Below are 23,682 nucleotides of genomic sequence, written 5' to 3' on the forward strand. Positions count from 1 at the left end.
TTCGCTTACCGGGCCTACAACAGCAAAACCCTGGTAATTTATACAATATTACTGGTGATTATATCAGCGTCGTGAGGGATGCCAACCGCGAAATTTCCACGTGCGGCAGAAGACGGCTATCGGAGGCGATCATCAGGTCAGCATTTTCCGGCTTGATCCAGCAGGCCTGCATGCCGCAGCGGATGGCGCCCGCCACGTCTGTGGTCAGGTCATCCCCCACGTGCAGGATCTTACCCAGCGGCAGGTTAAGCTTATCCGCCGCCAGATGGTACATGTCGCTGAACGGCTTCGCGCGCCCGTGAGGACCCGCACGCAGCACGAATTCAAAGTAATCGCTGAGGCCGAACAGCTCCGGCTGGGCATTGCCGTTGGTGATGGCCACCAGCGGCCACTTTTCGGCAAGCGTCGCCAGCGTGTCGTGGGTTTCCTGCGGCACGTCGATACGGCTGCGCCATTTGGCGAAGTTTTCCATGGCCGCTTCTGCCCCAATGGCGGCATCCTGCGCGCTCAAACCCACGTTGAGCATCGCCTGCTCAACCGCGCGACGACGCCATTCGGTCACGTCGTGGTAAATGTCCGGCTCGGTCTCCCGCAGGGACTGACGCAGCTTCTGGAAGTCCTTGTTCTGCATCGTCTTCAGCGCGGGATGATAGTTCTGCACAAACGCCAGCGACTCCTGCTCGGTACGCAGGATCACCTCGCGGTTGTCATAAAGAGTGTCATCAAGGTCAAACGTCAGGGCTGAGATCTGACCGAGTGGGCGGTAAAAACGCATTATTTCCCCCGTTTGGCGCGTGGATGCGCCGCGTCATACACCGAGGCAAGGTGTTGGAAGTCTAAGTGGGTATAAATTTGTGTGGTCGACAGGTTCGCGTGGCCAAGCAGTTCCTGCACGCCGCGCAGATCGCCGCTTGACTCAAGCATGTGTGTTGCAAAGGAGTGGCGCAGCTTGTGCGGATGCACGTGGCTGTTTAGCCCCTGCTTAATGCCCCACTCCGCAAAGCGCTTCTGCACGTTACGCGCCGAGATCCGCTTGCCGAGTTTCGACAGGAACAGCGCATCTTCGTCGGTGCCAAACAGCCCGCGCAGGTCAAGCCAGTGCTCAATCCAGGAGACAGCATTGCGGCCAATCGGCAGGCGGCGCTCTTTGCTGCCCTTCCCCATTACCCACACTTCGCCCGATTCCAGATCGAGATGCTTCAGGTCGAGGTTGACGAGTTCAGACAGACGCAGCCCGGCACCGTACATCACCTCCAGCATCGCGCGATCGCGGACGGCCAGCGGATCGTTCAGATCGATATCCAGCAGGCGGTTTACGTCGTCAACGTCAATATTTTTAGGCAGATGGCGCGGCGCTTTCGGCGTGGCGATCCCTTTTGCCGGGTTGGCTTTTATGCCGCCCTGGCTGACCAGCCAGTCGAAGAAGCTGCGCAGCGCAGAGAGCCTGAGCGCCAGGCTTGCCGGGCTGAGGTTTTTTTTGCGGCTACGCACGACGAACGCGCGTACCGTCGCAGCATCACATTGTTGCCAGCTTTTCAGGCCGATCTCGTCGGCGATCTGCATGATGGCATCAAACTGACGCTGATAGTTAAGCAGCGTAATGGGGCTAAGCTGGCGTTCCACGCCGAGATAGCGCAGAAAGCGCGAGACGTCAGTGGCGAGCAGTCCGTCCGTCATACGCGCTCAATCCAGCGCTCCAGCAGCTCAGGCAGCATCAGGGCGATCTCCTGCAGCAGGTGCGTGGCTTGCCCCTGCTCATAGTGATGCGCGTCGCGGCTGGTAAATAAGATGACGCCCAGATCGCCATCGCGCCCCATCAGCGACATCGCCACCGAGCCAATCGCTTTGGCCTCCGGTAACACCACCAGCAGCTCAGGTCCGTTAAGCGGCCCCAGATAGTGGTGCTCATGGCCCAGACGCTGAATGCGCAGCGGTTCAAACGCCTGACGGCTCAGTGCCAGATGGGTAAATCCCGACGGTGCGCCGATGCGCCAGCGGTCAGGGAAAAGACGAATCGTTGCACCCGCCAGCCCCAGCTCGCGGGCCCAGCGGTGGAAGCGGCTGAGGAACTCGTCAAGACTGTGCGCCGACGCCAGACGCGCCTGCAGATGCAGCAGACGATAGAACAGGCTTTCATTGGTGCTGGCCTGCTCCATCAGCAGCGTCATGTTCTCTTCAAGCTGGCTGATGTGGTTGCGCGCGCGCGCCATGTGCCATTCCACCAGCGACACGGTTCCGCGAACCGGATGCGGCACGCGCATCTCTTCGACGACGCGTGCATTGCGAATAAAAAACTCAGGATTGCGCAGCAGATAATCAACAACAGCTCTGTCGTCCAGTTCCGTCACTGTTTCCTGCAGTTCTTCCCCTGGTTGTTTCATAGATGGATAAACCCGTCATAGACATGTGCCGCCGGGCCCGTCATATACAGTGGATGACCCGGTCCTTTCCAGGCGATATCAAGCCGACCGCCCGGTAATTCCACGCGAACCTCTTCAGCCAGTAACCCCTGGGAGATGCCCACGGCCACTGCCGCACAGGCTCCGCTTCCGCAGGCCTGCGTCTCGCCCGCACCGCGCTCGTAAACCCGCAGACGAATGTGCTCGCGCTTCACCACCTGCATAAAACCGATGTTCGCGCGCTCCGGGAAACGTTCGTGGCTTTCCAGCACCGGGCCGAGCGTTTCGACCGCCGCGGTTTCCACATCATCAACCTGGATCACGCAGTGTGGGTTACCCATAGAGACGACGCCGCACAATACTGTCTGCTCGGCCGCCCGCATAATATAGGTCTTTTCCGCTTTGTTTGCGCGAAACGGCACGACGGAAGGCTCGAAGTTAGGCTCGCCCATGTTCACGCGCACCAGCTCATCATCGGTGACGCTGAGCACCATGCGACCATTGGCTGTACTGACGCGAATATCACGCTTGTTAGTCAGCCCTTTCAGGCGGACAAAGCGGGCAAAACAGCGCGCGCCGTTGCCGCACTGGTTCACTTCGCTGCCGTCCGCGTTAAAAATACGGTAGTGGAAATCGAGGTCGGGATCGTACGGCGGCTCAACCACCAGCAGCTGATCGAACCCCACGCCCAGATGCCGATCCGCCAGACGACGGATCAGTTCCGGTGAGAAAAACACATTCTGCGTTACCGCGTCGACGACCATAAAATCGTTGCCAAGGCCATGCATTTTAGAGAACTGCATCATTTGCTCCATTGCGCGGGTACAGAACGTTGTCGTCAGAGATTAACCTGAGTCGGGCCGCCGTTGTCGCCACGGTCGTTAGTATCTGGCGTGGAAGACTCAATGCCGCTGTTAACCGGTTTCGTCGGCGGTGGTGCGGTTTTATCCGCAGGCGGAAAGTACAGTGGTCCCTTCAGTCCGCAGCCAGTCAGGCTAAACAGCGTGATGAGAACGGCAAGCGTTCGGAAAGCGTTTTTCATTATAAAGTTGCCCGTAAGTTCAAATCTGTTTCTATCATCGCAGGAGAAGACACAAAAGCAAGAGTTTGCCGCTTTCCTGCAACGGGAATTATTTAGGGTTATACTGCCGGCATCACGAAAAACAGGAACAAAACCATGAACGACAGTGAATTCCATCGCCTTGCCGACAACCTGTGGATGACCATCGAAGAGCGTCTTGACGACTGGGACGGCGACAGCGATATCGATTGTGAAATCAACGGCGGTATTCTGACCCTGAGCTTCGAAAATGGCAGCAAAATTATTATTAACCGTCAGGAGCCGCTTCACCAGGTGTGGCTGGCGGCCAAACAGGGCGGCTATCACTTCGATCTGAAGGGTGATGAGTGGGTGTGCGACCGTAGCGGTGTACCGTTCTGGGATCTGCTGGAACAGGCCGCGACCGCGCAGGCGGGTGAGGAAGTGCGTTTCAGGTAGTTTTGTTGCCCGGTGGCGGCTGCGCCTTACCGGGCCTACAACGGCTCGAACCGTAGGCCGGGTAAGCATTAGCCACCCGGCGAAAAGGCTCAGGAGAAATACTGCTGCAACAGCGGCGCGGTGTCCTGATTGGCAGGCGCGGCAGGCGTGACGGCCTGAGTGCGGAACGGGATCACCTGCGCACGGCCATCGACGTTCACAATCTGGTAGAACTGCGGCAGGTTAAAGTTGATAAAGCTTGAGCCGTAGGTAAAGCGGTCATGCGAAGAGGAGTAGAAGCGGCTGACGTCGCGCACCAGCTCCTCTTTACTGCCTTCACAATGGTGATACACCTCGGCGCGGTTGGTCTCATCCAGAATGTAGATGTTGAACCCGGCATCGTCGCCCGACTCTTCAAAGAAGAACTGAATAATCCCTTCACTGGCAAAGCCGTCCACCACCTGCGGGAGCTTAACGTGGTTGGTTTCCACCTGCACCGACAGGCCATGCAGCTTGTTATGCGAAATCGCGCCGTAGAATTCAATGGCGTTTTCCAGCTTCTGTACCGACACGTTGAGACGTTCAAAGAACAGGCCCCAGGTCTGGCCGGAGACGCGCAGCGCTTTAAAGCGCCCGGTTTCCTGACGGGTACTGGAGAGACGCAGCTCGATACACTCGGAGACCAGCTGCTGCACGCGGGTACGAATCAACCCGCGCAGGTGCTGGCTGTAGCAGAACACTTCCACGCTGTCCGGCGGCGCGGCATCCTGGTGCATCTTGCCAAGAATGGTTTTCAGCGCTTCGATCATCGCCTGCTCGCCGTTGAAGTGCAGGGTACGCACTTCGTTCCACGAGTTGCGGTACAGCAGGTCCACGCTGCCCACCAGGCAGTTTTGCTGCTCGCCAAAGCTAAAGACATCCAGCTTGCGGAAGTCAAAATGGACCACCTGATTACGGAAGGCCGCCGTCGGGTCGTATTCCAGGTTGACGATGATCGCCAGATGGCGAATCTCACACGGGCTGTAGAGTGCTTTTGGCGTCGGCGCAGGCAGACGCAGCGGGAAGTGGTGCGACACATCCGCGACCATCTCCTGCAGCTTAGCGAGATCGACCACCTCATTGCCTTTGATAAACAGGCGCGTGCGCGAGGTCAGCAGGCCGTTAAACCAGGCCCAGGCCACCAGCTTGTTCAGATAGCGGTTATATTCCAGCGGCTGATGGCTGATGATGGAATCCATGCTTGGCGCACGGTTGTACAGATACCACCCGGTGCGGTTCGCGCGGCCCGGCGGCACGTAGATAAAGGTCAGGTTCGGTTCTGACAGGTCAGGCGAAATCTGCGGGTTAACCAGCGTGACTTTACCCGGCAGCGCTTCAAACGCGGCGTACAGCTTACGGGTCAATACCCCGATGTCCTGCGGGCTGGCGGAAACGCTGAGATTGTTGCGGCGCGCAAAGCGGATCAGATTACGGTAGCTTTGCATCATCGCATCGAGCAGTTCGTTGTGCGCTTCTCGCACCTGATCGATTTTCCAGTTGGCCCGGTTGTCGAGCATGGACAGACGCGCGTCGTCCCATCCCCACTCTTTCACTAACTGGCTGACCACTTCACGACGCCAGCCCACGCAGGCGCGTTCGCGGCTCAACTTCTCACAGACTTTGAGATAGAAACATCGACGTACCAGGTCAAGACGCGTGGTGTCATCAATGGCTTTCAGGTATTCGGTTACGCGCTCGAGCATCATGCAGTAAGCGTCCAGCCCGAAGGAGACGATCTCCCCGTCGTGCAGGCGCTGCTTGATGTCTTTTGCCAGCAGGCGCGGCGTCGGGTATTCCCAAGAGTAGGCTTCAAGCAGCAGCGTTTTCAGCACCGCTTTGTACGGTGAGTCGATACTCTTATAGAGCTGCCAGAGGCTTGCGCCGAAATACTCTTCCGCAGACAGTGAGCTGAGACCGCCGAGGTCCAGCCATTCGTTTGGCGTCAGTACGCCCTGCGCATAAAGCGACATGACGTAATCGTCGTAATGCTCTTCTTCTTCGCACGGGACCATATTCCACAGAATACGTTTCCCGGCCAGGCGAACGGCAGTACGGTAGAATTCATCCAGCAATAAGATGTGCTGGGTCGAGCCGCAGTCCTCACCACCCAGACTGCCGCTTTCGTTATGGCGGAAACGGTTTTCATCAATCAGGAAGAAGCTCACTTCCACGCCGAGCGAGGCCGCCCAGCTCTCCAGCAGGCTGCATTTACGCTGCAGCAGCTGACGCTCTTCGTTATCGAGCCAGGACTGATGACAGACCCAGATGTCCAGGTCAGAAGAACAGCTTTGCCCTACCGATGAGGTGCTCCCCATAGAGTAAACGCCGGTAATCGGCAGTTCACCTTTCGGGGACTCCTGTGGCGGCATGCCCCGGTAGAGTTCCAGCTCGTTCAAATAATGCTGTTGGGTTTCATCAGGCGTGAAAAGGCAAATGCCCTGGGGAACGTTACCATCAAGGTAGCCAGGCATCAGCGGGTGGTGATAGTGCAATAATGTTGGCAGCAGACTGTATACCTGCTGGAAAGCAGGGCCCATAGCAGCAAGCGCGCGATCCACACGCAGTTGATTTATGGCATCCAGTCTCTGTTTCAGAGTCTCAATATAGAGGTACAAGACGTATCGCCTGATGTTTCCGGGTGTCGCAGCTATTCAAAACACGAGTAACAGCGGACCCGCAGTATTTCAAAAAGATAACCGTTACCCTTTTTCGCCCTTATCATTTTTGGTGGTACCGACGAAAAAATGGTCTAAAACGTGATCAATTTAACACCTTGCCGATTGACCGTAAAGAAAGATGCGCTACATACAAGTGTAGCACCGTTCTGTACGTGTAAATTCCTGAATACGGCTCTGGCTGACGAATACGCCGCCTTGTCCCTCTCACTCTTCATCAACCGTAAAACTGCCATCCCAGAGTCAACAATGTTAGGATGGTTAGCGATTGATAATGACGGTAACAAGCATGTTAGACAATGTTTTGAGAATTGCCACACGCCAAAGCCCTCTCGCGCTCTGGCAGGCACATTATGTGAAGCAGCGCCTGGAAGCCTGCCACAGTGGATTGCGCGTCGAGCTGGTGCCGATGGTCACGCGCGGTGACGTGATCCTCGATACGCCGCTGGCGAAAGTGGGCGGCAAGGGCCTGTTTGTCAAAGAACTGGAACTGGCATTGCTTGAGAACCGCGCCGATATCGCCGTACATTCGATGAAAGATGTGCCCGTCGAGTTCCCGGAAGGGCTGGGGCTAGTGACCATCTGCGAGCGCGAAGACCCGCGCGATGCGTTTGTCTCTAACCGCTATGACTCGCTCGACGCGCTGCCAGCGGGTAGCGTGGTTGGCACGTCCAGTTTACGCCGTCAGTGTCAGCTGGCGGAGCGTCGTCCTGACCTGATCATCCGCTCGCTGCGCGGTAACGTCGGCACGCGTCTGGGCAAGCTGGATAACGGCGATTACGATGCCATTATCCTCGCCGTTGCCGGCCTGAAGCGTCTGGGGCTGGAAGAACGTATTCGCGTAGCGCTGCCGCCAGAGCTCTCACTGCCCGCTGTTGGCCAGGGTGCCGTCGGCATCGAGTGCCGTCTGGACGATGCGCGTACTCGCGAGCTGCTTGCCCCACTGAATCATGACGAAACCGCTACGCGCGTAAAAGCGGAGCGGGCGATGAATACCCGCCTCGAAGGCGGGTGCCAGGTGCCAATTGGCAGCTATGCTGAATTGACGAATGGCGAACTGTGGCTGCGCGCGCTGGTAGGCGCCCCGGACGGTTCGCAGATGGTGCGCGGCGAACGTCGCGGTAACGCGCAAGATGCCGAGCAGCTTGGCGTGTCGCTGGCGGAAGAGTTACTGGATAACGGCGCCCGCGAGATCCTGGCTGACGTATATAATGGAGAGCCCCCTGCATGAGTATTCTCGTCACCCGCCCTTCTCCCGCAGGAGAGCAGTTAGTGAGCCGTCTGCGCACACTGGGGCAGGTGGCCTGGAGTTTTCCGCTCATTGAATTCTCCCCCGGTCGCGAGCTCTCTGCGCTCGCCGACCAGATGAATACCCTTCAGGACGGTGACCTGCTGTTTGCGCTGTCGCAGCATGCCGTGGAATTTGCCCACGCACAGCTGCAGCAGCAGGACATGGCCTGGCCAACCGCCCCCGGCTATTTCGCGATTGGCCGCACAACGGCACTGGCGCTGCATACCGTAAGCGGCGCGGACGTTCGTTACCCGTTAGATCGGGAAATCACTGAAGTCTTGCTACAATTACCTGAATTACAAACTGTTGCCGGAAAGCGTGCGCTCATTTTGCGCGGCAATGGGGGGCGCGAGCTGCTGGGCGAAACGCTGCGTGAACGTGGTGCGAACGTGACGTTCGTTGAGTGCTATCAGCGCTGTGCAAAACACTACGATGGCGCGGAAGAGGCGATGCGCTGGCACGCGCGAGGCATCAATACGCTGGTGGTCACCAGCGGTGAAATGTTACAACAGCTTTGGGCGCTGATACCGCTTTGGTATCGCGAAAACTGGTTACTCCGCTGTCGGCTTCTGGTCGTCAGTGAGCGTCTGGCGAACCAGGCCCGGGAACTGGGCTGGCAGGATATTCGGATCGCTGATAACGCCGACAACGATGCGCTGCTGCGCGCATTACAATAACTCTCAAATGGGAAGCCATAATGACGGAACACGACAAATCCTCCGCCGTGGTTGAAGAGACCAGGGAGACTGTGGAGACGACGCCACAGCCAGAGACGACTGAGAAAACCGCTGAGAAGAAAAACGGCAGCAACAAAACAAGCCTCACGCTGAGCGCGATTGCCATCGCCATTGCGCTGGCAGCGGGGGCTGGCCTCTACGGGCTGGTGAAGCAACAGAGCGCTAACCAGACGTCCACCAGCGATGCGCTGGTGAATCAGCTCACTGCCCTGCAAAAAGAGCAGGAGACGCAGAAAACCGAGTTGGAAGCCGTGATTAAGCAGCAGGCCGCCGCGCTTGCCGAAGCGAACAGCAAACAGGAAGGGCTGACCAAACAGCTGGGTGAAGTGCAGCAGAAAGTCGCCACGATTTCCGGCACCGATGCCAAAACCTGGCTGCTCTCGCAGGCTGACTTCCTGGTGAAGCTCGCCGGACGTAAGCTCTGGAGCGATCAGGACGTCACCACTGCCGCCGCGCTGCTGAAAAGCGCCGATGCAAGCCTGGCGGACATGAACGACCCGAGCCTCATTACCGCCCGTCGCGCGATTACCGCAGACATCGCCAGCCTCTCCGCCGTTTCGCAGGTGGATTACGACGGCATTATCCTTAAAGTGAATCAGCTGTCGAATCAGATTGATAACCTGCAGCTGGCGGATAACAACGACGACGACTCCCCGATGGATTCCGACGGTACGGAGCTTTCCAGCTCGCTGAGCGAATGGCGCATAAACCTGCAGAAAAGCTGGCAGAACTTTATGGACAGCTTTATCACTATCCGCCGTCGCGACGAAACTGCCGTACCGCTGCTCGCGCCGAACCAGGACATCTATCTGCGCGAGAACATTCGTTCCCGCCTGCTGGTGGCGGCCCAGGCCGTGCCGCGTCATCAGGAAGAGACCTATAAACAGGCGCTGGATAACGTCTCAACGTGGGTACGCGCTTACTACAACACCGATGATGCGACGACCACCGCCTTCCTCGAAGACATTGATAAGCTGAGTCAGCAGAACATCACCATGAACGTGCCGGACAAGCTGACCAGCCAGCCGATTCTGGAGAAACTGATGCAGACGCGCGTGCGTAACCTGCTGGCGCAGCCGGGCGTGCCGGCTGAGCAAACGGGCGGAGCGGCACCTGCTCCGGCTCCTGCGCCTGAAAGCGCACCGCAGGGAGAGTAACGATGCTAAAAGTCCTCTTACTCTTTATCCTGCTGATCGCCGGGATCGTCCTGGGGCCTATGCTTGCGGGTCATCAGGGTTATGTCCTGATCCAGACCGATAACTACAACATTGAAACCAGCGTAACGGGTCTGACGATCATTCTGATCCTTGGCGTGGTGGTGCTGTTTGCGATCGAGTGGATCCTGCGCCGTATTTTCCGTACCGGTGCCCATACCCGCGGCTGGTTCGTTGGCCGTAAGCGCCGTCGCGCCCGTAAACAGACCGAGCAGGCGCTGCTTAAGCTCGCAGAGGGTGACTATCAGCAGGTTGAAAAGCTGATGTCGAAAAACGCCGACCATGCCGAACAGCCGGTGGTGAACTATCTGCTGGCGGCCGAAGCGGCGCAGCAGCGTGGTGACGAAGCCCGCGCTAATCAGCACCTGGAGCGAGCGGCTGAGCTGGCTCACGGCGACCCGATTCCGGTGGAAATCACGCGCGTTCGTCTGCAGCTGGCACGCAATGAGAATCACGCGGCTCGCCACGGCATCGACCGTCTGCTGGAAGTCGCGCCGCGTCATCCGGAAGTGCTGCGCCTTGCCGAGCAGGCCTATATTCGTACCGGCGCCTGGGGCTCACTGCTGGACATCATTCCGTCGATGGCGAAGGCCGAGGTGGGCGACGATGAACATCGTGATGAGCTTCAGCGTCTGGCGTGGATTGGCCTGATGGATCAGGCGCGCGCAGACCTGGGCAGCGACGGTCTGAAAACGTGGTGGAAGAATCAGAGCCGTAAAACGCGTCAGCAGGTTCCTCTGCAGGTGGCGATGGCGGAACATCTCATCGAATGTGACGATCACGACACGGCTCAGGAGATCCTCCTCGACGGTCTGAAGCGTCAGTACGACGATCGTCTGGTGATGGTGATCCCGCGCCTGAAAACCAACAATCCTGAGCAAATCGAAAAAGTGCTGCGTCAGCAGATTAAAACCGTCGGCGATCGACCGCTGCTGTGGAGCACGCTCGGCCAGTCGTTGATGAAGCACGGCGAATGGCAGGAGGCGAGCCTCGCCTTCCGTGCAGCGCTGAAGCAGCGTCCGGACGCCTTCGACTACGCCTGGCTTGCCGATACGCTGGACAAGCAGCATAAGCCGGAAGAGGCCGCCGCCATGCGCCGTGACGGGCTGTTGCTGACCCTGCAAAACAACGGTACCCAGCAATAATCAAAAAGGAGGCCAAACGGCCTCCTTTTTTTATCGCCTTTCTGCTGCTACATTCTTTACACCTGCATCCGCAAACGAGCCCGCCAATGTAACGATCTCTTTTCATTAACTTTTTCTCACACACGCGCACATTCTGCAGCGTGGATTAAATCGTTTTTGAAAGGAAATCGTCATGAACTCGCTTCTGTATGCGCTGATTGAAGCGCTGCGCTGCCACCGCTGGCTGCGCCTCCTTGCTTGTGCTTTTATCTTTTCTTCGCTGGGGAATGGCTTAACCCAGGTCGTGGTCTTCGGCTTGCTGTTAGCATGGTCAGCCCCGCCCGCACTGCTCACCCTCGCTTTTCTTTTCGCTACGGTGCCGGGGTTTATCGGAAGTACGATCGGCGAAAAGCTGTGCTCCCGATGTTCTCCGATCGCCCTGCTGATACTGACCGAGGCACTGGGATTGCTCGCCCTGCTCTTTCCCCTCCTTGGTGTGGGTTATCACAGCGTTACCGCGTTACTCGCCGTGCAATCCACCGAAGCGCTGCTCAGCGGGATGAGCTGGCCCGCGCTGACGTTGCTCTTCAAGCGCGGTCTCAGCGAAGCGGAGCTGCCTGCTGCGACCTGTCTGGAAAATGTGATTTTTGCTTCTCAGGTTTTGCTGGGGACCGGCCTGGGCGTGGTGCTGTTTCAGAAGATATCCGTATTTACCCTGCTGGCCATTGATGCCGCCAGCTTTCTCGGGTCACTGCTCATGCTATGGCTGGCTGGACGCCGGTTTTCAGCGCCATCACTCCCGTCCCTCGAGGAAGAGGAAGCCCCTGCGGCATTACGCTGGCGGACGTTGACCGTTCGGCAGAAACGCAGTCTGCTCATCCTGCCAGCGCTGGCGGCCGTCGGCTCGCCGGCCATGGCACTGCTTCCGGCACTGGCACAGCAACTCCATCCTCAGGATGCGGCGGGCCTTGCTTTGCCGCTGCTTTTCGCCAGGAGCCTGGGACAGCTTTGCGGCCCCATGTTGCTAAAAAAAGAGAGCCTGACGCGCTTTGCCGCTCGCACGCCACGCATCATCGTTTGTCTCGGCATCTTTCTGGCCGCTTATGGAATGCTGCCGTTGTTGTCCGGGTGGATGGCATGTGCGCTGGGGATGATCTTTATCGCGCATCTGGCTTCGAATGTTCTGTTCGCGGCCGGGACGTTTGGCGTTCTCAGTAGTTTTCATATTACGCAAACCGCTTCGGCCAGTGGTAAAGCCTGGCGCTGGCAAACGCTCAGCGCCTCTCTCTTCACCGGCATCGCAGCGGCAGTGGCTGCCGGGTTTGGCTCAGTAGCCGCACTCTATGCTGTCTCGTCAGCGGCCCTGGTGATGGTTGCCCTGATCGTGCGCCGGTATCGGGAATAAGGCATAAAAAAACGCCTGCTATAAAAGCAGGCGTTAAAACAGGTCTGTAAGACAACATATTTGGTGCTTCACTCAACGTTATGTCCATGGTGTCTGATGAGGCCGAAGCGACATCTGTCAGTGGACGATAAGCACCGTAAATGGCTCTGCGTCATTCCGGAGTTTATGAGGCACGAAGGCGAACATAAGAGATGGAATGAGCATCTACACGCATATTATTGCACGTAACGTGCCAACATGACACGCAGAACTTTTACATGACGCAACATTTTAAGATAAAAGGAAATTATGCTGTTAAGCGTCGTCTTAATCGCTACAACATATCGGTCAACGCAGAAATATGTCGCCAGGAGGAGACAGCAAAACCTATGGATAGTAAATATGTTTATTTTCAATGCATTATATGTCGCTGAATCGCGACAATGAAACAGGGCGCTGTCGGGGAATCACTACAGGGGTGAAAAGTGGCAGAAAACAAAAAACCCCGCCGAAGCGGGGTTCAAAATTGGTCGGCGAGAGAGGATTCGAACCTCCGACCCACTGGTCCCAAACCAGTTGCGCTACCAAGCTGCGCTACTCGCCGATGTACTGCTTTTTGAATTTTTAGTTCAATTCATTTAAAAAGTCGTGGTGCGAGGGGGGGGACTCGAACCCCCACATCCTAAGGACACTAACACCTGAAGCTAGCGCGTCTACCAATTCCGCCACCTTCGCAATTCACAACTCTTTCAATAATGGGGTGGCTAATGGGATTCGAACCCACGACAACTGGAATCACAATCCAGGGCTCTACCAACTGAGCTATAGCCACCACTGTATTCTTTCACGCGGTACTGACTACTTCTCAGACCACCGCAGCTCTAGCGCCGGGACTAAAATGGCGCGCCCGACAGGATTCGAACCTGAGACCTCTGCCTCCGGAGGGCAGCGCTCTATCCAGCTGAGCTACGGGCGCTTAGCGCCGTTGCGGGGCTGGATATTACGTACCTCCGTCCCCGCTGTCTAGTGCTTTTTTGAAAAAAATGCGCGTTTGGTTATCGTTTGCACATTTTGCCGCTTATTCCTCCACTTTCTGCGTGGTGGCACGGCGACCGAGACCAAAAAGCTTATAGGCAGCCGTTACAGCGGCCAGGAAGATCATCCCGACAAACAGCGACATGCGGGTATCTTCATTAAAGTACATTCCGATTAATACGCAAATCAGGAACGCCATCGTTAAATAGTTCGCATACGGGAACAGAATTGAACGGAACGGATGGCTTTCAATCGCCTTTTTATGCGCATGACGGAAACGCAGCTGGCTGATGAGGATAACAAACCACGGCACCATGCCCGGCAGGACGCTGGCGCTGTAGACGTAAACAAACACCCGCTGCGGATTGGGAATGATGTAATTCAGGCAAGAACCAATCAGCAGGATCGCAATCGAAACCGCCACGCCCGCCACCGGCACGCCAGCACGTGACACTTTGCTCATCGCCGCAGGCAGCTGGTTATTCTTCGAGAGCGCATAGAGCATACGCCCACAGCTGTACATCCCGCTGTTACACCCTGACAGCGCGGCCGTCAGGACCACAAAGTTGATGATGCCCGCCGCCGCCGTGATGCCAATTTTGGCAAAGGTTAAAACAAACGGGCTGCCCGTCGTGCCAATTTCGTTCCACGGGAAGATGGTTACGATAACGAAGATCGCGCCCACATAGAAAATCAGGATGCGCCACAGCACTTTGCCCACCGCGCTACGCAGCGTGACCTGAGGATTTTTCGCTTCACCGGCAGTAATACCGATCAGCTCCACGCCCTGATACGAAGCCACAACGATACACAGCGCCGTCAGGAAACCCTTCCAGCCGCCGGCAAAGAAGCCGCCGTTTTCGGTCAGGTTACCGAAACCGATAGCGTGTCCACCGTTGCCAAAGCCGAAGAAAATCACGCCCAGGCCGACAACAATCATCACGATGATGGTGGTGACTTTAATCATCGCGAACCAGAACTCGATCTCACCATAAAGACGCACGGCGGCCAGGTTTGCCAGCGCCACCAGCCCCACGGCAATAAGCGCGGGTATCCACTGGGCCATGTCCGGGAACCAGAACTGGACGTAGACCCCTATCGCGGTGATCTCGGAGATGCCCACCGCCATCCACATGAACCAGTATGACCAGGCTGTCAGGTAGCCGAAAAAGGGGCTCATATACCGGTGCGCGTAAACGGCGAAGGAGCCGGTTACCGGCTCCAGGAAGAGCATTTCGCCCATGGAACGCATGATGAAGAAAACAAACAGCCCGGCAATAATGTACGCCAGTAATACGGAAGGGCCTGCCCACTTGAGCGTGCTTGCGGAGCCCATAAACAGGCCCACGCCGATAGTGCCGCCCAGCGCTATCAGTTCAATATGACGAGCTTCCAGCCCACGCTGTAGCTCCTGTTTTTTCTCTGCCATAGATCCTCGATTGTGTTTGCTGTTTCCCGACTTAAGACCGGGTATTGTTTTTTAGGGGGACTAAAATACGGAGCGAATGGTTTCTTAAAATGTGCCAAATGGCAAACGATGCATAAAAAAAATGAATGCATTGCACAGATTATCAGCAGTTTTGCAGGCGAGTTGCAGCGCGAATAGCATATCGCGCTACATTTTGATTACATTTTCCCGGTGTAATGCCAGGCGAGGTAGCGAAGCAGACGGATCTGGCGTTTAATGCGTGTCGGTTGCGATAGCAGGCGATACAGCCACTCCAGCCCCAGATGTTGCCAGACCGCTGGCGCACGCTTGACGTGGCCGGTAAAGACGTCATATGTGCCGCCAACGCCCATGTAGAGGGCATCCGGGCAGACCAGACGACAGTCACGCATCAGGATCTCCTGACGCGGGGACCCCATCGCCACGGTGACAATCGTCGCCCCGCTGTCACGAACGCGCTCAAACAGCGCCTGCCGATCTTCCGGTTTGAAGTAACCATCCTGGCTGCCGACAATATTAACATTCCATTGACGACGCAGTTTCTCTTCCGTCTGGGCCAGTATCTCCGGCTTCCCGCCAATCAGGAACACGGGCGTTCCCTGCGCGCCTGCACGGGCCATAAGCTGCTCCCAGAGATCGGCACCCGCCACGCGGGAAACATTAGCGTCAGGATACTTTTTACGGATAGAGCGAACCACGCTGATCCCGTCCGCGTATTTAAATTCGGCCGCGTCTATCAGGCTTTTGACTTCCGCGTTATCCTCAACCGCCAGCATCTTTTCCGCGTTGATGGCCACCAGCGTACCGGATTTCATCTGGCCGTCGGCGAACAGAAAATCCAGCGCGTGCTGCATGTCGCGCCAGCCAATCAGCTGCAGACCACGTAGCGCATAGCGCGGTGCAGAAATTCTATCAGTCATTACTATCCTTACTCAGACTTGAGACAGCGTTGTGCTGCCCTGCCGCTCGCGCTTGTGCACAAGCCCGGCGCTGTCAAACAGCCAGTACAACAGTTTGGCCAGTAACAGGCAGATGCCGAAAACGACCATGAAGAACACCACGCGCGAAACGAACGAGTCCAGACCTTCGCGCGCCAGAACGATCATATTGAAAATGGCACCAAAGCAGAAACTGTGCAAAATGGCCGCTTTATAGCGGTTGGTCTCTTCATTGCCACGCAGGTAAAGCCAGTCGAACCACTTGATAATCAGCCCCACGGCAACCGCTCCGGGGAGAATGAACCACGCCCCGCCCATCACCACCAGGGAACCGAGCAGCGTAGGAGAAATTGCCAGACCGGAATGGTTGTTCAGCACTTCCCAGGTGAAGTAATTCGCCGTATTCAGCACCACGCCAGGACGGTCCGGCCATAGCCAGGAAGGAATAAAGACGTAGAAGTCGCGAACAATCGGCGCCAGCCCCTGGAAATCAATCCTGTCATAATTTTGCAGCAGCAGTGCCAGGTTTTCCCATGGCGAGAAGGTATCGCGCGTGAGGTAAAGGAACGTGTAAAACGCCTCATCACCCGCCACGTTCATCCCGTAGCGCTTCAGCGCCAGCCAGAACATCCCCACAATACCAAACACGCCTGCTGCAACCAGCATCCAGAGCGAGATCCAGCCGCGGATAATGCCGATAAACAGGAAGATCGCAAAGGCGATGATGATGTTCGCGCGCGTACCGCCCACAATCATGTAGGTCAGGATGCCAAACGCGACGGTACTGACCAGGAAGAACAGCCACGCTTTGCTGTCCTGGCGCAGGAAGAAGATCACCAGCATCGCCGGGATGAAGAAGTAGAAGAAACGCTTAAGCGCCACGCCCGAGACTTCTGCCGAAAAAATCTGGCTGTAGGAGTGGAGTTTAAAAAGCAGGAAGCCGTTATGCATGAAGAAGATGCCAACGCTGACCAGGGCGATAGTCATCAGCATCACCCATGTCAGGTGGGTTTCCACCCGATTCATGGTAAAGAGCGCCCTGCGTGGGGCTGCAGCCTGCGCTGAACGCAGACGCGTTTTATACGTGACGTAGTAGACCGCATAGAAGCAGGTCGCCGCCAGAAGCGCCTGGAGCAGAATGTCCGGCGGCGCGACGCTCACGTCAAAACGGAAGACCAGTATGCTGGTCAACGGGAAGCCGAAAAAGAACGTCAGCAGAAACAGTAACGAGAAGAAGACGTTAAAGTTGAAGCGCACGCGCCGGAATTCAAACCAGGTGAGCGTGGCGATAAACAGGCTGCTCAGAAGCCAGACAACCAGTAAGCCGCTGAATTGCAACTGACTCATGCTTTGTCTCCTGCAGCGATACGCAGCGCGCGGTGCCACGGCGTGAGATAATTCGGGCTGAAAAAATCGATGCTGTTTTTATCCACCAGCGTGAGCTGACGTTGAGCTTCACGTACCACCTCGACATTCAGCGTGTCTGAGGTAAACAGCACCGGAATATGCTGCTCGGCCATGTCCTGCCAGAACGGGTTGTCGCGGTTGAGCACGCACGGTACACCTGCCTGAATCAGCAGGCACAGCGTGCCAATCCCCTGCTGCCGGGCAAAGATGAAATAACCGAGATCGCATTTTCTCAGCAGCGCAAGATATTCATCAAATTCCAGCTTATCGCTGAGGATGTGCAGATTTTCAGCGCTAAACAGCGCCAGCCCCTGCTGACGAACCTCGTCGATATAGGCGCTGTTGTTGGCGGGATAGCCCATCGGCACCACCACGTTCACCGTGTCGCCAAACTGCTGATGCACCGCCCTGAGCGCCGCGACATGTTCGTTACTGCGATCGCCGGAATTCCCCACCAGAATCGTCAGCTTGCCTTCACGCACCGCGTCATTCGCCATGGCGTTCAGCGCCGGATCCATGCGGGTGGGGAAATAGAGCAACTCGCCGAGCACGTTCGGGTGCTGTTTAGCAAAATAGTTGAGATCGCCGCGGGTAGCAAAAACGCAGCCTACGCGCCCCTGAGCCATGCGGCGCAGGGGATAAAAAAGACGGAATTTCCAGCCGCGGGAGACTTCATAAAGATCGGCTCCCCAGATATGCCAGCTGCACTGGGAGGGTTTAATCCCTCCGCTGAGAAGCGCCAGCCACAGGCCGGTATTGAACTGCCCGTGGAAAAAGAAACGTTGCTTACGATCCGCTTTGGCTTTGGCAACCACCGCCTTCGCCAGTGAGGCCTTATCCGGCCAGAAGCGAATCGTCAGTGCCGGAAACGCCTCGCTCAGGCCCTTATCCTGACCTGCAACCATAAACTCACGCGCATCAGGATCGCCCGATGCCAGCTCGTCGTTGAAGAACCGCAAAACGGTCTGGTTATGGTGGGGGATATCCGATCCCAGGATGTGAATCAGTGCAGTCATGCGCGTTTACGCCACAATAAAAATACACCGCAACAGGCGGCGAAATAAACGATATAGGTTGCCATGTAGGCCTGGGCCGCCCCCAGCGCACCGTGCGTCGGTATCAGCCAGTGTGAAAATGCCGTCAGTAAAACAAACTGGCTAATTTCCGCCAGGATATAGAGCCGCAGGGACGCTTTCGCGATCACCAGATAGCCGAAAACGTAAGCCCCCACTTTCAGTACATCACCCACCAGCTGCCAGGCAAAGAGATCGCGCATGGCGGTGAACTTCGCCGAGAACAGCAGCCAGATGGCGACATCGCGCAATAACCAGACGGTAAAGCTGGCAGCCGCGACGGCCGGCAATACAAAGCGCAGCGATCGGAAAATCTCGCGCGTTATGTCCTGTCTGGACGTCAGACGCGACAGGGTTGGCAGCAGGTAAACGCTAAAGGAAGCCGTAATAAACTGAAGATAGGCATCGGAAATACTGCTTACGCCCTGCCAGATCCCGACCTCATCCCAGCTATAGTGCGCCGCCAGCAGGTTTCGCATCATCACGTAGGCCACCGGCAGCGTGACGGAGGTGATGAGCGCCATCAGGGTAAATTTACCCAGTTGGCTGGCAAGCATCGAGTCCCATTGCGGTTTCAGGTAGCTCAGCGGAATGACGCCCCGACGCATCAGCATAAATGCCGCAGGCACAACCACCAGCGCCGGAACCAGCGCCAGCCCCAGCAGTGCGCCTTCATAGCCACCCAGGCGATAGCAGAAATAATAGGCAATCACGCCGATGACGCTGCCCAGGATCAACGCAAGCGCGTTCCCGGCAGCATCACGAAACCCTTTCATCAGCGCCAGCAGCAGGTTAGCCCAGGCAATCCCCATCTGAACCAATGCGACCAGACGCACCAGCCCCTGATAGTGGGTGTGACCGAATAATCCCTGGCTGATGGGCGCTGCCGCCAGCAGAAAGATAATCGCCATCAGGGTCGAAAAACCCGTGACCATCGCCGACGAGGTGCCCACGACCCTCCGAAGCTGGGCCGCATCATCATGATACTGCGCAACGTATTTGGTGACGCCGTTGAAGATACCGGCACCGGCCAGCACGCCAAGGACGGTGACAAGCTGACGGAAATTACCCGCCAGCCCCACTCCTGACGGGCCAAATGAGACGGCCAGGAGCTTGACGACCAACAGCCCGGCCCCAATTTTTACAAGCGTGGACGCGGCGGTCCACACCGATGCTTTTGCCAGAGACATATCAGCCGAAATAACTCAGGAGGGTATTAATCACCGTACGCTGGTTAACTGGCGCGAGGTTGTAGAACAGTGGCAGACGAAGCAACCGCTCACTTTCTTTGGTGGTGTAACGGTCTTCACCCGCGAACGTTCCAAACGCTTCGCCCGCCGGGCTGGAGTGCAGCGGGATATAGTGGAACACCGCCATAATTTCGGCTTCTTTCAGCCAGGCGATGAGCTCGCTGCGGTCGTCGTTATCGCGCAGCTTGATGTAGAACATGTGCGCGTTGTGGACGCAATCCGCCGGAATCGTTGGCAGCGCAATACGCCCGGCTTTTGCCAGAGGTTCCAGCGCATCGTAATAGGTTTGCCACAGGGAGAGACGCTGCAGGTTGATGCGATCCGCGGCTTCCAGCTGCGCCCAGAGGTACGCGGCCTGCAGATCCGCCATCAGATAGCTGGAGCCAATATCGCGCCAGGTATATTTGTCTACCTGGCCGCGGAAGAACTGGCTGCGGTTGGTGCCTTTTTCGCGGATCACTTCCGCACGCTCCACGAGTGCCCGGTCGTTAATCAGCGTCGCGCCACCCTCTCCGCCTGCCGTGTAGTTTTTGGTTTCGTGGAAGCTAAAGCAGCCGATGTGGCCGATGGTGCCCAGCGCGCGTCCCTTGTAGGTCGACATCACGCCCTGCGCGGCATCTTCCACCACAAACAGGTTATGTTTTTTGGCGATGGCCATGATGGTGTCCATTTCACAGGCCACGCCCGCGTAGTGAACCGGCACGATCGCGCGCGTTTTGTCGGTGATCGCCGCTTCAATCAGCGTCTCATCAATGTTCATGGTATCCGGACGGATATCCACAAAGATGATTTTCGCCCCGCGCAGAACAAACGCATTCGCCGTGGAAACGAAGGTGTAGCTCGGCATGATCACTTCATCGCCGGGCTGGATATCCAGCAGCAGTGCGGCCATTTCCAGCGATGCCGTACAGGACGGGGTCAGCAGTACTTTGGCGCTGCGAAAACGCTGTTCCATCCACTGCTGACAGCGACGGGTGAAACCGCCGTCACCGCAGAGTTTGCCGCTGCCCATGGCAGACTGCATATAGTCGAGTTCCGTTCCGACGACGGGTGGTGCGTTAAATGGAATCATCTTGTCACCTGTATAACCAGTAGGCGGTGGCGTCGATGTTGGCACCACTCGCAATATAACGTTTAAGCGCGGCGGTGTTGCCCACCTGGGTCGCCACCCGCAGCGTCTCAACCTGCTGCTGCTGCGCCCAGTGCAGCGCCGCCTGCATAAGTTTCTCACCCATGCCGCGCCCGGCTAATAAGCCAATACGCGCCTCGCGCACGTTGAGCTTGCGAAGCGAGACGAACCCCTGGAGTTGACCGTCCCCTGCGCGGAAAACCAGGCAGACGTGGTCAAAGGTGCCTTTAACCGCATTCTCTATCCACTGGGCATAGAAACGTCCACTATCGTCAGGTGCGTACCAGGGCGTACGAAAGCGGCTCTGCGCAAACGCCTGAGCCGCCATCTGACGCAGCACGGGAATATCCTGTTCGGTTGCGATTTCAGCGCCGGGTGCATCATGCCGGGTGAGGGTTATGGAAAGGTCTGCCTCACCTTCCACCAGCTGAAAGCCGCGTTGCTGGAGCGCATCAAGCAGGTCGGTACGGTCCGCCGGGATCTTCGCCTGAATCCGTTGCCAGGTGATGAAATCCGATTCAGCCAGTACCGGCGCATCATCGCGCAGACGCACAATGGCCGACGGCAGGCCGAAAAAGGCACTCTCCCACTGCAGGGGCTCAAGTACCCCGTTCAGGCTGTTCAACGCCAGACACCTTTGGTATCAACCACATACTTCTGACGCACCGCATCACCGGACGTCGCTTTAAACGCTTTATGATCCACCAGCAGCACCAGCACGTCCGCCGTCGCCAGCGCCTCATCCAGCGCAGCCAGCGTGCAGTGCCCCGCCAGTTTTGCCGGCAACTCATCGATATTCGGCTCAACCACCAGCGTTTCACCCTTGTGCCATTCGGCAATCATCTGAGCAATTTCCATTGCCGGGCTTTCGCGCAGGTCGTCAATGTTGGGTTTGAATGCCAGACCAAAGCAGGCAATTTTCAGCTCGCTGGCGCGCTTTCCGCTCTCTGCCAGACAATCCGCTACCGTGGTTTTGACCTGATTGAGCACCCAGTGAGGTTTGCTGTCGTTCACTTCACGCGCGGTGCGAATCAGGCGCGCCTGCGCCGGATTCTGAGCCACAATAAACCACGGATCGACGGCGATGCAGTGTCCACCCACGCCCGGGCCTGGCTGGAGAATGTTTACACGCGGATGGCGATTCGCCAGGCTAATCAACTCCCAGACGTTAATCCCCTGATCGGCGCAAATCAGCGACAGTTCGTTCGCAAAGGCGATATTAACGTCACGGAAGCTGTTTTCCGTCAGCTTGCACATCTCGGCGGTGCGGGAGTTTGTCACCACACACTCGCCTTCCAGGAAAATCTTGTACAGCGCGCTGGCGCGCTCGGAACAGACGGGCGTCATACCGCCAATGACGCGGTCGTTTTTAATCAGTTCGACCATGACCTGGCCCGGGAGGACGCGCTCCGGACAGTAGGCGATGTTGATATCCGCCTGCTCCCCCGCCTGTTGCGGGAAGCTTAAATCAGGGCGCGCGTCGGCCAGCCACTGCGCCATCTGCTCGGTAGCACCGACCGGAGAGGTTGATTCCAGGATCACCAGCGCCCCTTTCTTCAGCACAGGGGCAATGGACTTTGCCGCCGCCTCGACGTAGACCATGTCGGGCTCATGGTCGCCTTTAAAGGGCGTTGGAACGGCAATCAGGTAAGCATCCGCTTCAACGGGCGTGGTACTGGCGCGCAGGAAGCCGCCCTCCACCGCCTCTTTCACCACGCGGTCAAGATCGGGCTCGACAATATGAATCTCGCCACGGTTAATGGTTTCCACCGCACGGGCGTTGATATCCACACCGACAACCTGTTTCTGACGAGAGGCAAACGCCGCCGCGGTGGGCAAGCCAATGTAGCCAAGACCAATGACAGAGAGGGTAGTAAAACTCATAGCGATACCTGATTGTGTTTAAGTGCATGCAAAATACGGCCACAAGCCTGCCCGTCTCCATACGGATTATGGGCCCGGCTCATCGCCTGATACGTTTCGTCGTCATGCAGAAGGCGCGTGACCTCTTCGACGATGAGTTCCGCGTTGGTGCCGACCAGACGCACCGTACCGGCTTTGACCGCTTCCGGACGTTCGGTGGTTTCACGCATCACCAGCACCGGTTTGCCAAGAGAAGGCGCTTCTTCCTGAATGCCGCCGGAATCGGTAAGGATCAGCCAGGCATGGTTCATCAGCCAGACAAACGGCAGATAGTCCTGAGGTTCAATCAGAAGGACATTCTCGATATGACCCAGGATGCGGTTAACCGGCTCGCTGACGTTAGGATTGAGATGGACCGGATAGACAATCTGCACGTCGTCGTTCTGCGCAGCGATTTCAGCCAGCGCGTGACAGATTTGCTCAAAACCCCGGCCAAAGCTTTCGCGACGATGGCCGGTGACCAGAATGGTTTTTTTGCCGTTGTGCAGGAATGGATAGCGGGCAGCGAGTTCGTTCTTAAGCTCGTGGTTTGCCAGGACCCGGTCACGTACCCAAATTAACGCATCGATGACCGTATTGCCGGTCACAAAGATTTTGTTATCGGCGATATTTTCACGCAGCAGGTTCTGACGCGAGTTTTCCGTAGGCGCAAAGTGATACATCGCCAGGTGGCCCGTTAGCGTGCGGTTGGCCTCTTCCGGCCACGGCGAATAAAGATTGCCGGTACGCAGACCCGCCTCAACATGCCCCACGGGAATTCGCTGGTAAAACGCGGCCAGGCTGGTCGCCACGGTCGTGGTGGTGTCGCCGTGTACCAGCACCACGTCAGGCTTGAATGACTCCAGGATAGGCTTCAGCTCTTGCAGAATGCGACAGGTTATCTCCGTCAATCCTTGCCCCGGTTTCATAATATTGAGGTCGTAATCCGGGACGATGGAAAAGAGCGTTAACACCTGATCGAGCATCTCACGGTGCTGGGCCGTGACGCACACTTTCGCTTCAATATCAGGATCGCTGGCCAGCGCATGAACCAGAGGTGCCATCTTAATGGCCTCCGGCCTGGTGCCAAATACGGTTAGTACTTTCACATCGATTCTCTTCGATTAGGCGATGAAGGCCGCAGCCTTCATCGTAGACGGC

Annotated in this window: 21 protein-coding genes and 4 tRNA genes; 6 read left to right on the forward strand and 19 right to left on the reverse strand. The window is 57.0% G+C overall.

Annotation, left to right across the window (positions count from 1 at the left end; translation table 11 throughout):
• Nucleotides 1-58: 58 nt before the first annotated feature.
• Genes yigB through lptM form a run of 5 tightly spaced genes read right to left on the reverse strand, consistent with a single transcriptional unit; the run spans nucleotide 59 to nucleotide 3,441 of the window.
• Nucleotides 59-775 carry a 5-amino-6-(5-phospho-D-ribitylamino)uracil phosphatase YigB gene (gene yigB, locus C6A40_RS20865; RefSeq protein WP_023293565.1) on the reverse strand — a complete coding sequence of 239 codons (717 nt, stop codon included), beginning with the start codon at nucleotides 773-775 and terminating at the stop codon, nucleotides 59-61.
• A complete protein-coding gene (xerC, locus tag C6A40_RS20870; protein ID WP_045336948.1) occupies nucleotides 775-1,677 on the reverse strand; it encodes a tyrosine recombinase XerC in 903 nt (300 codons plus the stop codon). The genes yigB and xerC overlap by 1 nt, the downstream gene beginning before the upstream one ends.
• Nucleotides 1,674-2,381, reverse strand: coding sequence for a DUF484 domain-containing protein (locus tag C6A40_RS20875; RefSeq protein ID WP_008501544.1), 708 nt, complete (start codon nucleotides 2,379-2,381; stop codon nucleotides 1,674-1,676). Before C6A40_RS20875 ends, xerC begins: the two co-directional genes overlap by 4 nt.
• Nucleotides 2,378-3,202 (reverse strand): diaminopimelate epimerase, encoded by an 825-nt coding sequence (dapF, locus tag C6A40_RS20880; protein ID WP_008501545.1) that lies wholly within the window; start codon nucleotides 3,200-3,202, stop codon nucleotides 2,378-2,380. The genes C6A40_RS20875 and dapF overlap by 4 nt, the downstream gene beginning before the upstream one ends.
• Nucleotides 3,203-3,237: 35 nt before the next feature.
• Nucleotides 3,238-3,441: an LPS translocon maturation chaperone LptM gene (lptM, locus tag C6A40_RS20885; RefSeq protein WP_021242847.1), complete on the reverse strand. Its 204-nt coding sequence runs from the start codon at nucleotides 3,439-3,441 to the stop codon at nucleotides 3,238-3,240.
• A 135-nt stretch (nucleotides 3,442-3,576) separates the two neighbouring features.
• On the opposite strand from lptM, the gene cyaY reads away from it, so the two are divergent.
• Nucleotides 3,577-3,897 (forward strand): iron donor protein CyaY, encoded by a 321-nt coding sequence (gene cyaY, locus C6A40_RS20890; RefSeq protein WP_008501546.1) that lies wholly within the window; start codon nucleotides 3,577-3,579, stop codon nucleotides 3,895-3,897.
• 89 nt (nucleotides 3,898-3,986) lie between these two features.
• Here cyaY and cyaA read toward each other — a convergent pair whose 3' ends face one another.
• Entirely contained in the window at nucleotides 3,987-6,530 is a 2,544-nt protein-coding gene (gene cyaA / locus C6A40_RS20895; RefSeq protein ID WP_008501547.1) for a class I adenylate cyclase, read from the reverse strand.
• Nucleotides 6,531-6,879: 349 nt separating this feature from the next.
• Between cyaA and hemC the strand changes: the two genes are divergently transcribed.
• From hemC to C6A40_RS20920, 5 genes are all read left to right on the forward strand, one after another.
• Nucleotides 6,880-7,821 carry a hydroxymethylbilane synthase gene (hemC, locus tag C6A40_RS20900; RefSeq protein ID WP_021242846.1) on the forward strand — a complete coding sequence of 314 codons (942 nt, stop codon included), beginning with the start codon at nucleotides 6,880-6,882 and terminating at the stop codon, nucleotides 7,819-7,821.
• Nucleotides 7,818-8,558, forward strand: coding sequence for a uroporphyrinogen-III synthase (gene hemD, locus C6A40_RS20905; protein WP_023345088.1), 741 nt, complete (start codon nucleotides 7,818-7,820; stop codon nucleotides 8,556-8,558). Before hemC ends, hemD begins: the two co-directional genes overlap by 4 nt.
• A gap of 20 nt (nucleotides 8,559-8,578) precedes the next feature.
• A complete protein-coding gene (gene hemX, locus C6A40_RS20910; protein ID WP_045336949.1) occupies nucleotides 8,579-9,775 on the forward strand; it encodes a uroporphyrinogen-III C-methyltransferase in 1,197 nt (398 codons plus the stop codon).
• A 2-nt stretch (nucleotides 9,776-9,777) separates the two neighbouring features.
• Nucleotides 9,778-10,977 (forward strand): protoheme IX biogenesis protein HemY, encoded by a 1,200-nt coding sequence (gene hemY, locus C6A40_RS20915; RefSeq protein ID WP_008501551.1) that lies wholly within the window; start codon nucleotides 9,778-9,780, stop codon nucleotides 10,975-10,977.
• A 172-nt stretch (nucleotides 10,978-11,149) separates the two neighbouring features.
• Complete coding sequence (locus tag C6A40_RS20920; protein ID WP_045336950.1) at nucleotides 11,150-12,361, forward strand: MFS transporter; 1,212 nt, start codon at nucleotides 11,150-11,152, stop codon at nucleotides 12,359-12,361.
• Between the two features lie 506 nt (nucleotides 12,362-12,867).
• Here C6A40_RS20920 and C6A40_RS20925 read toward each other — a convergent pair.
• The 13 genes from C6A40_RS20925 to wecB form a co-directional block, all read right to left on the reverse strand.
• Nucleotides 12,868-12,944 (reverse strand) — tRNA-Pro (locus tag C6A40_RS20925).
• Nucleotides 12,945-12,989: 45 nt separating this feature from the next.
• Nucleotides 12,990-13,075: transfer RNA gene (locus C6A40_RS20930), tRNA-Leu, on the reverse strand.
• 21 nt (nucleotides 13,076-13,096) lie between these two features.
• Nucleotides 13,097-13,172 (reverse strand) — tRNA-His (locus C6A40_RS20935).
• A gap of 67 nt (nucleotides 13,173-13,239) precedes the next feature.
• Nucleotides 13,240-13,316, reverse strand: a tRNA-Arg gene (locus C6A40_RS20940).
• Between the two features lie 102 nt (nucleotides 13,317-13,418).
• A complete protein-coding gene (thrP, locus tag C6A40_RS20945; protein WP_021242842.1) occupies nucleotides 13,419-14,804 on the reverse strand; it encodes a bifunctional threonine/serine APC transporter ThrP in 1,386 nt (461 codons plus the stop codon).
• Nucleotides 14,805-15,001: 197 nt separating this feature from the next.
• On the reverse strand, nucleotides 15,002-15,742 hold the full coding sequence (wecG, locus tag C6A40_RS20950) for a lipopolysaccharide N-acetylmannosaminouronosyltransferase (protein WP_045336952.1): 741 nt from the start codon (nucleotides 15,740-15,742) through the stop codon (nucleotides 15,002-15,004).
• Nucleotides 15,743-15,754: 12 nt separating this feature from the next.
• Nucleotides 15,755-17,107 (reverse strand): ECA oligosaccharide polymerase, encoded by a 1,353-nt coding sequence (gene wzyE, locus C6A40_RS20955; protein WP_045336954.1) that lies wholly within the window; start codon nucleotides 17,105-17,107, stop codon nucleotides 15,755-15,757.
• Nucleotides 17,104-18,183, reverse strand: a complete 1,080-nt coding sequence (locus C6A40_RS20960; RefSeq protein WP_045336956.1) for a TDP-N-acetylfucosamine:lipid II N-acetylfucosaminyltransferase — start codon at nucleotides 18,181-18,183, stop codon at nucleotides 17,104-17,106. Before C6A40_RS20960 ends, wzyE begins: the two co-directional genes overlap by 4 nt.
• Entirely contained in the window at nucleotides 18,180-19,430 is a 1,251-nt protein-coding gene (wzxE, locus tag C6A40_RS20965; protein WP_008501558.1) for a lipid III flippase WzxE, read from the reverse strand. The genes C6A40_RS20960 and wzxE overlap by 4 nt, the downstream gene beginning before the upstream one ends.
• Before the next feature lies 1 nt (nucleotide 19,431).
• Nucleotides 19,432-20,562 carry a dTDP-4-amino-4,6-dideoxygalactose transaminase gene (gene rffA, locus C6A40_RS20970; protein ID WP_039025160.1) on the reverse strand — a complete coding sequence of 377 codons (1,131 nt, stop codon included), beginning with the start codon at nucleotides 20,560-20,562 and terminating at the stop codon, nucleotides 19,432-19,434.
• A 4-nt stretch (nucleotides 20,563-20,566) separates the two neighbouring features.
• Nucleotides 20,567-21,244: a dTDP-4-amino-4,6-dideoxy-D-galactose acyltransferase gene (rffC, locus tag C6A40_RS20975; protein ID WP_045336958.1), complete on the reverse strand. Its 678-nt coding sequence runs from the start codon at nucleotides 21,242-21,244 to the stop codon at nucleotides 20,567-20,569.
• Nucleotides 21,241-22,503, reverse strand: coding sequence for a UDP-N-acetyl-D-mannosamine dehydrogenase (gene wecC / locus C6A40_RS20980; RefSeq protein WP_023326291.1), 1,263 nt, complete (start codon nucleotides 22,501-22,503; stop codon nucleotides 21,241-21,243). The genes rffC and wecC overlap by 4 nt, the downstream gene beginning before the upstream one ends.
• Complete coding sequence (gene wecB, locus C6A40_RS20985; RefSeq protein ID WP_023615519.1) at nucleotides 22,500-23,630, reverse strand: non-hydrolyzing UDP-N-acetylglucosamine 2-epimerase; 1,131 nt, start codon at nucleotides 23,628-23,630, stop codon at nucleotides 22,500-22,502. Before wecB ends, wecC begins: the two co-directional genes overlap by 4 nt.
• Between the last annotated feature and the right edge of the window lie 52 nt (nucleotides 23,631-23,682).

It is taken from the genome of Enterobacter sp. GER_MD16_1505_Eko_090 (assembly GCF_003331015.1).
Taxonomy (GTDB): domain Bacteria; phylum Pseudomonadota; class Gammaproteobacteria; order Enterobacterales; family Enterobacteriaceae; genus Enterobacter; species Enterobacter roggenkampii.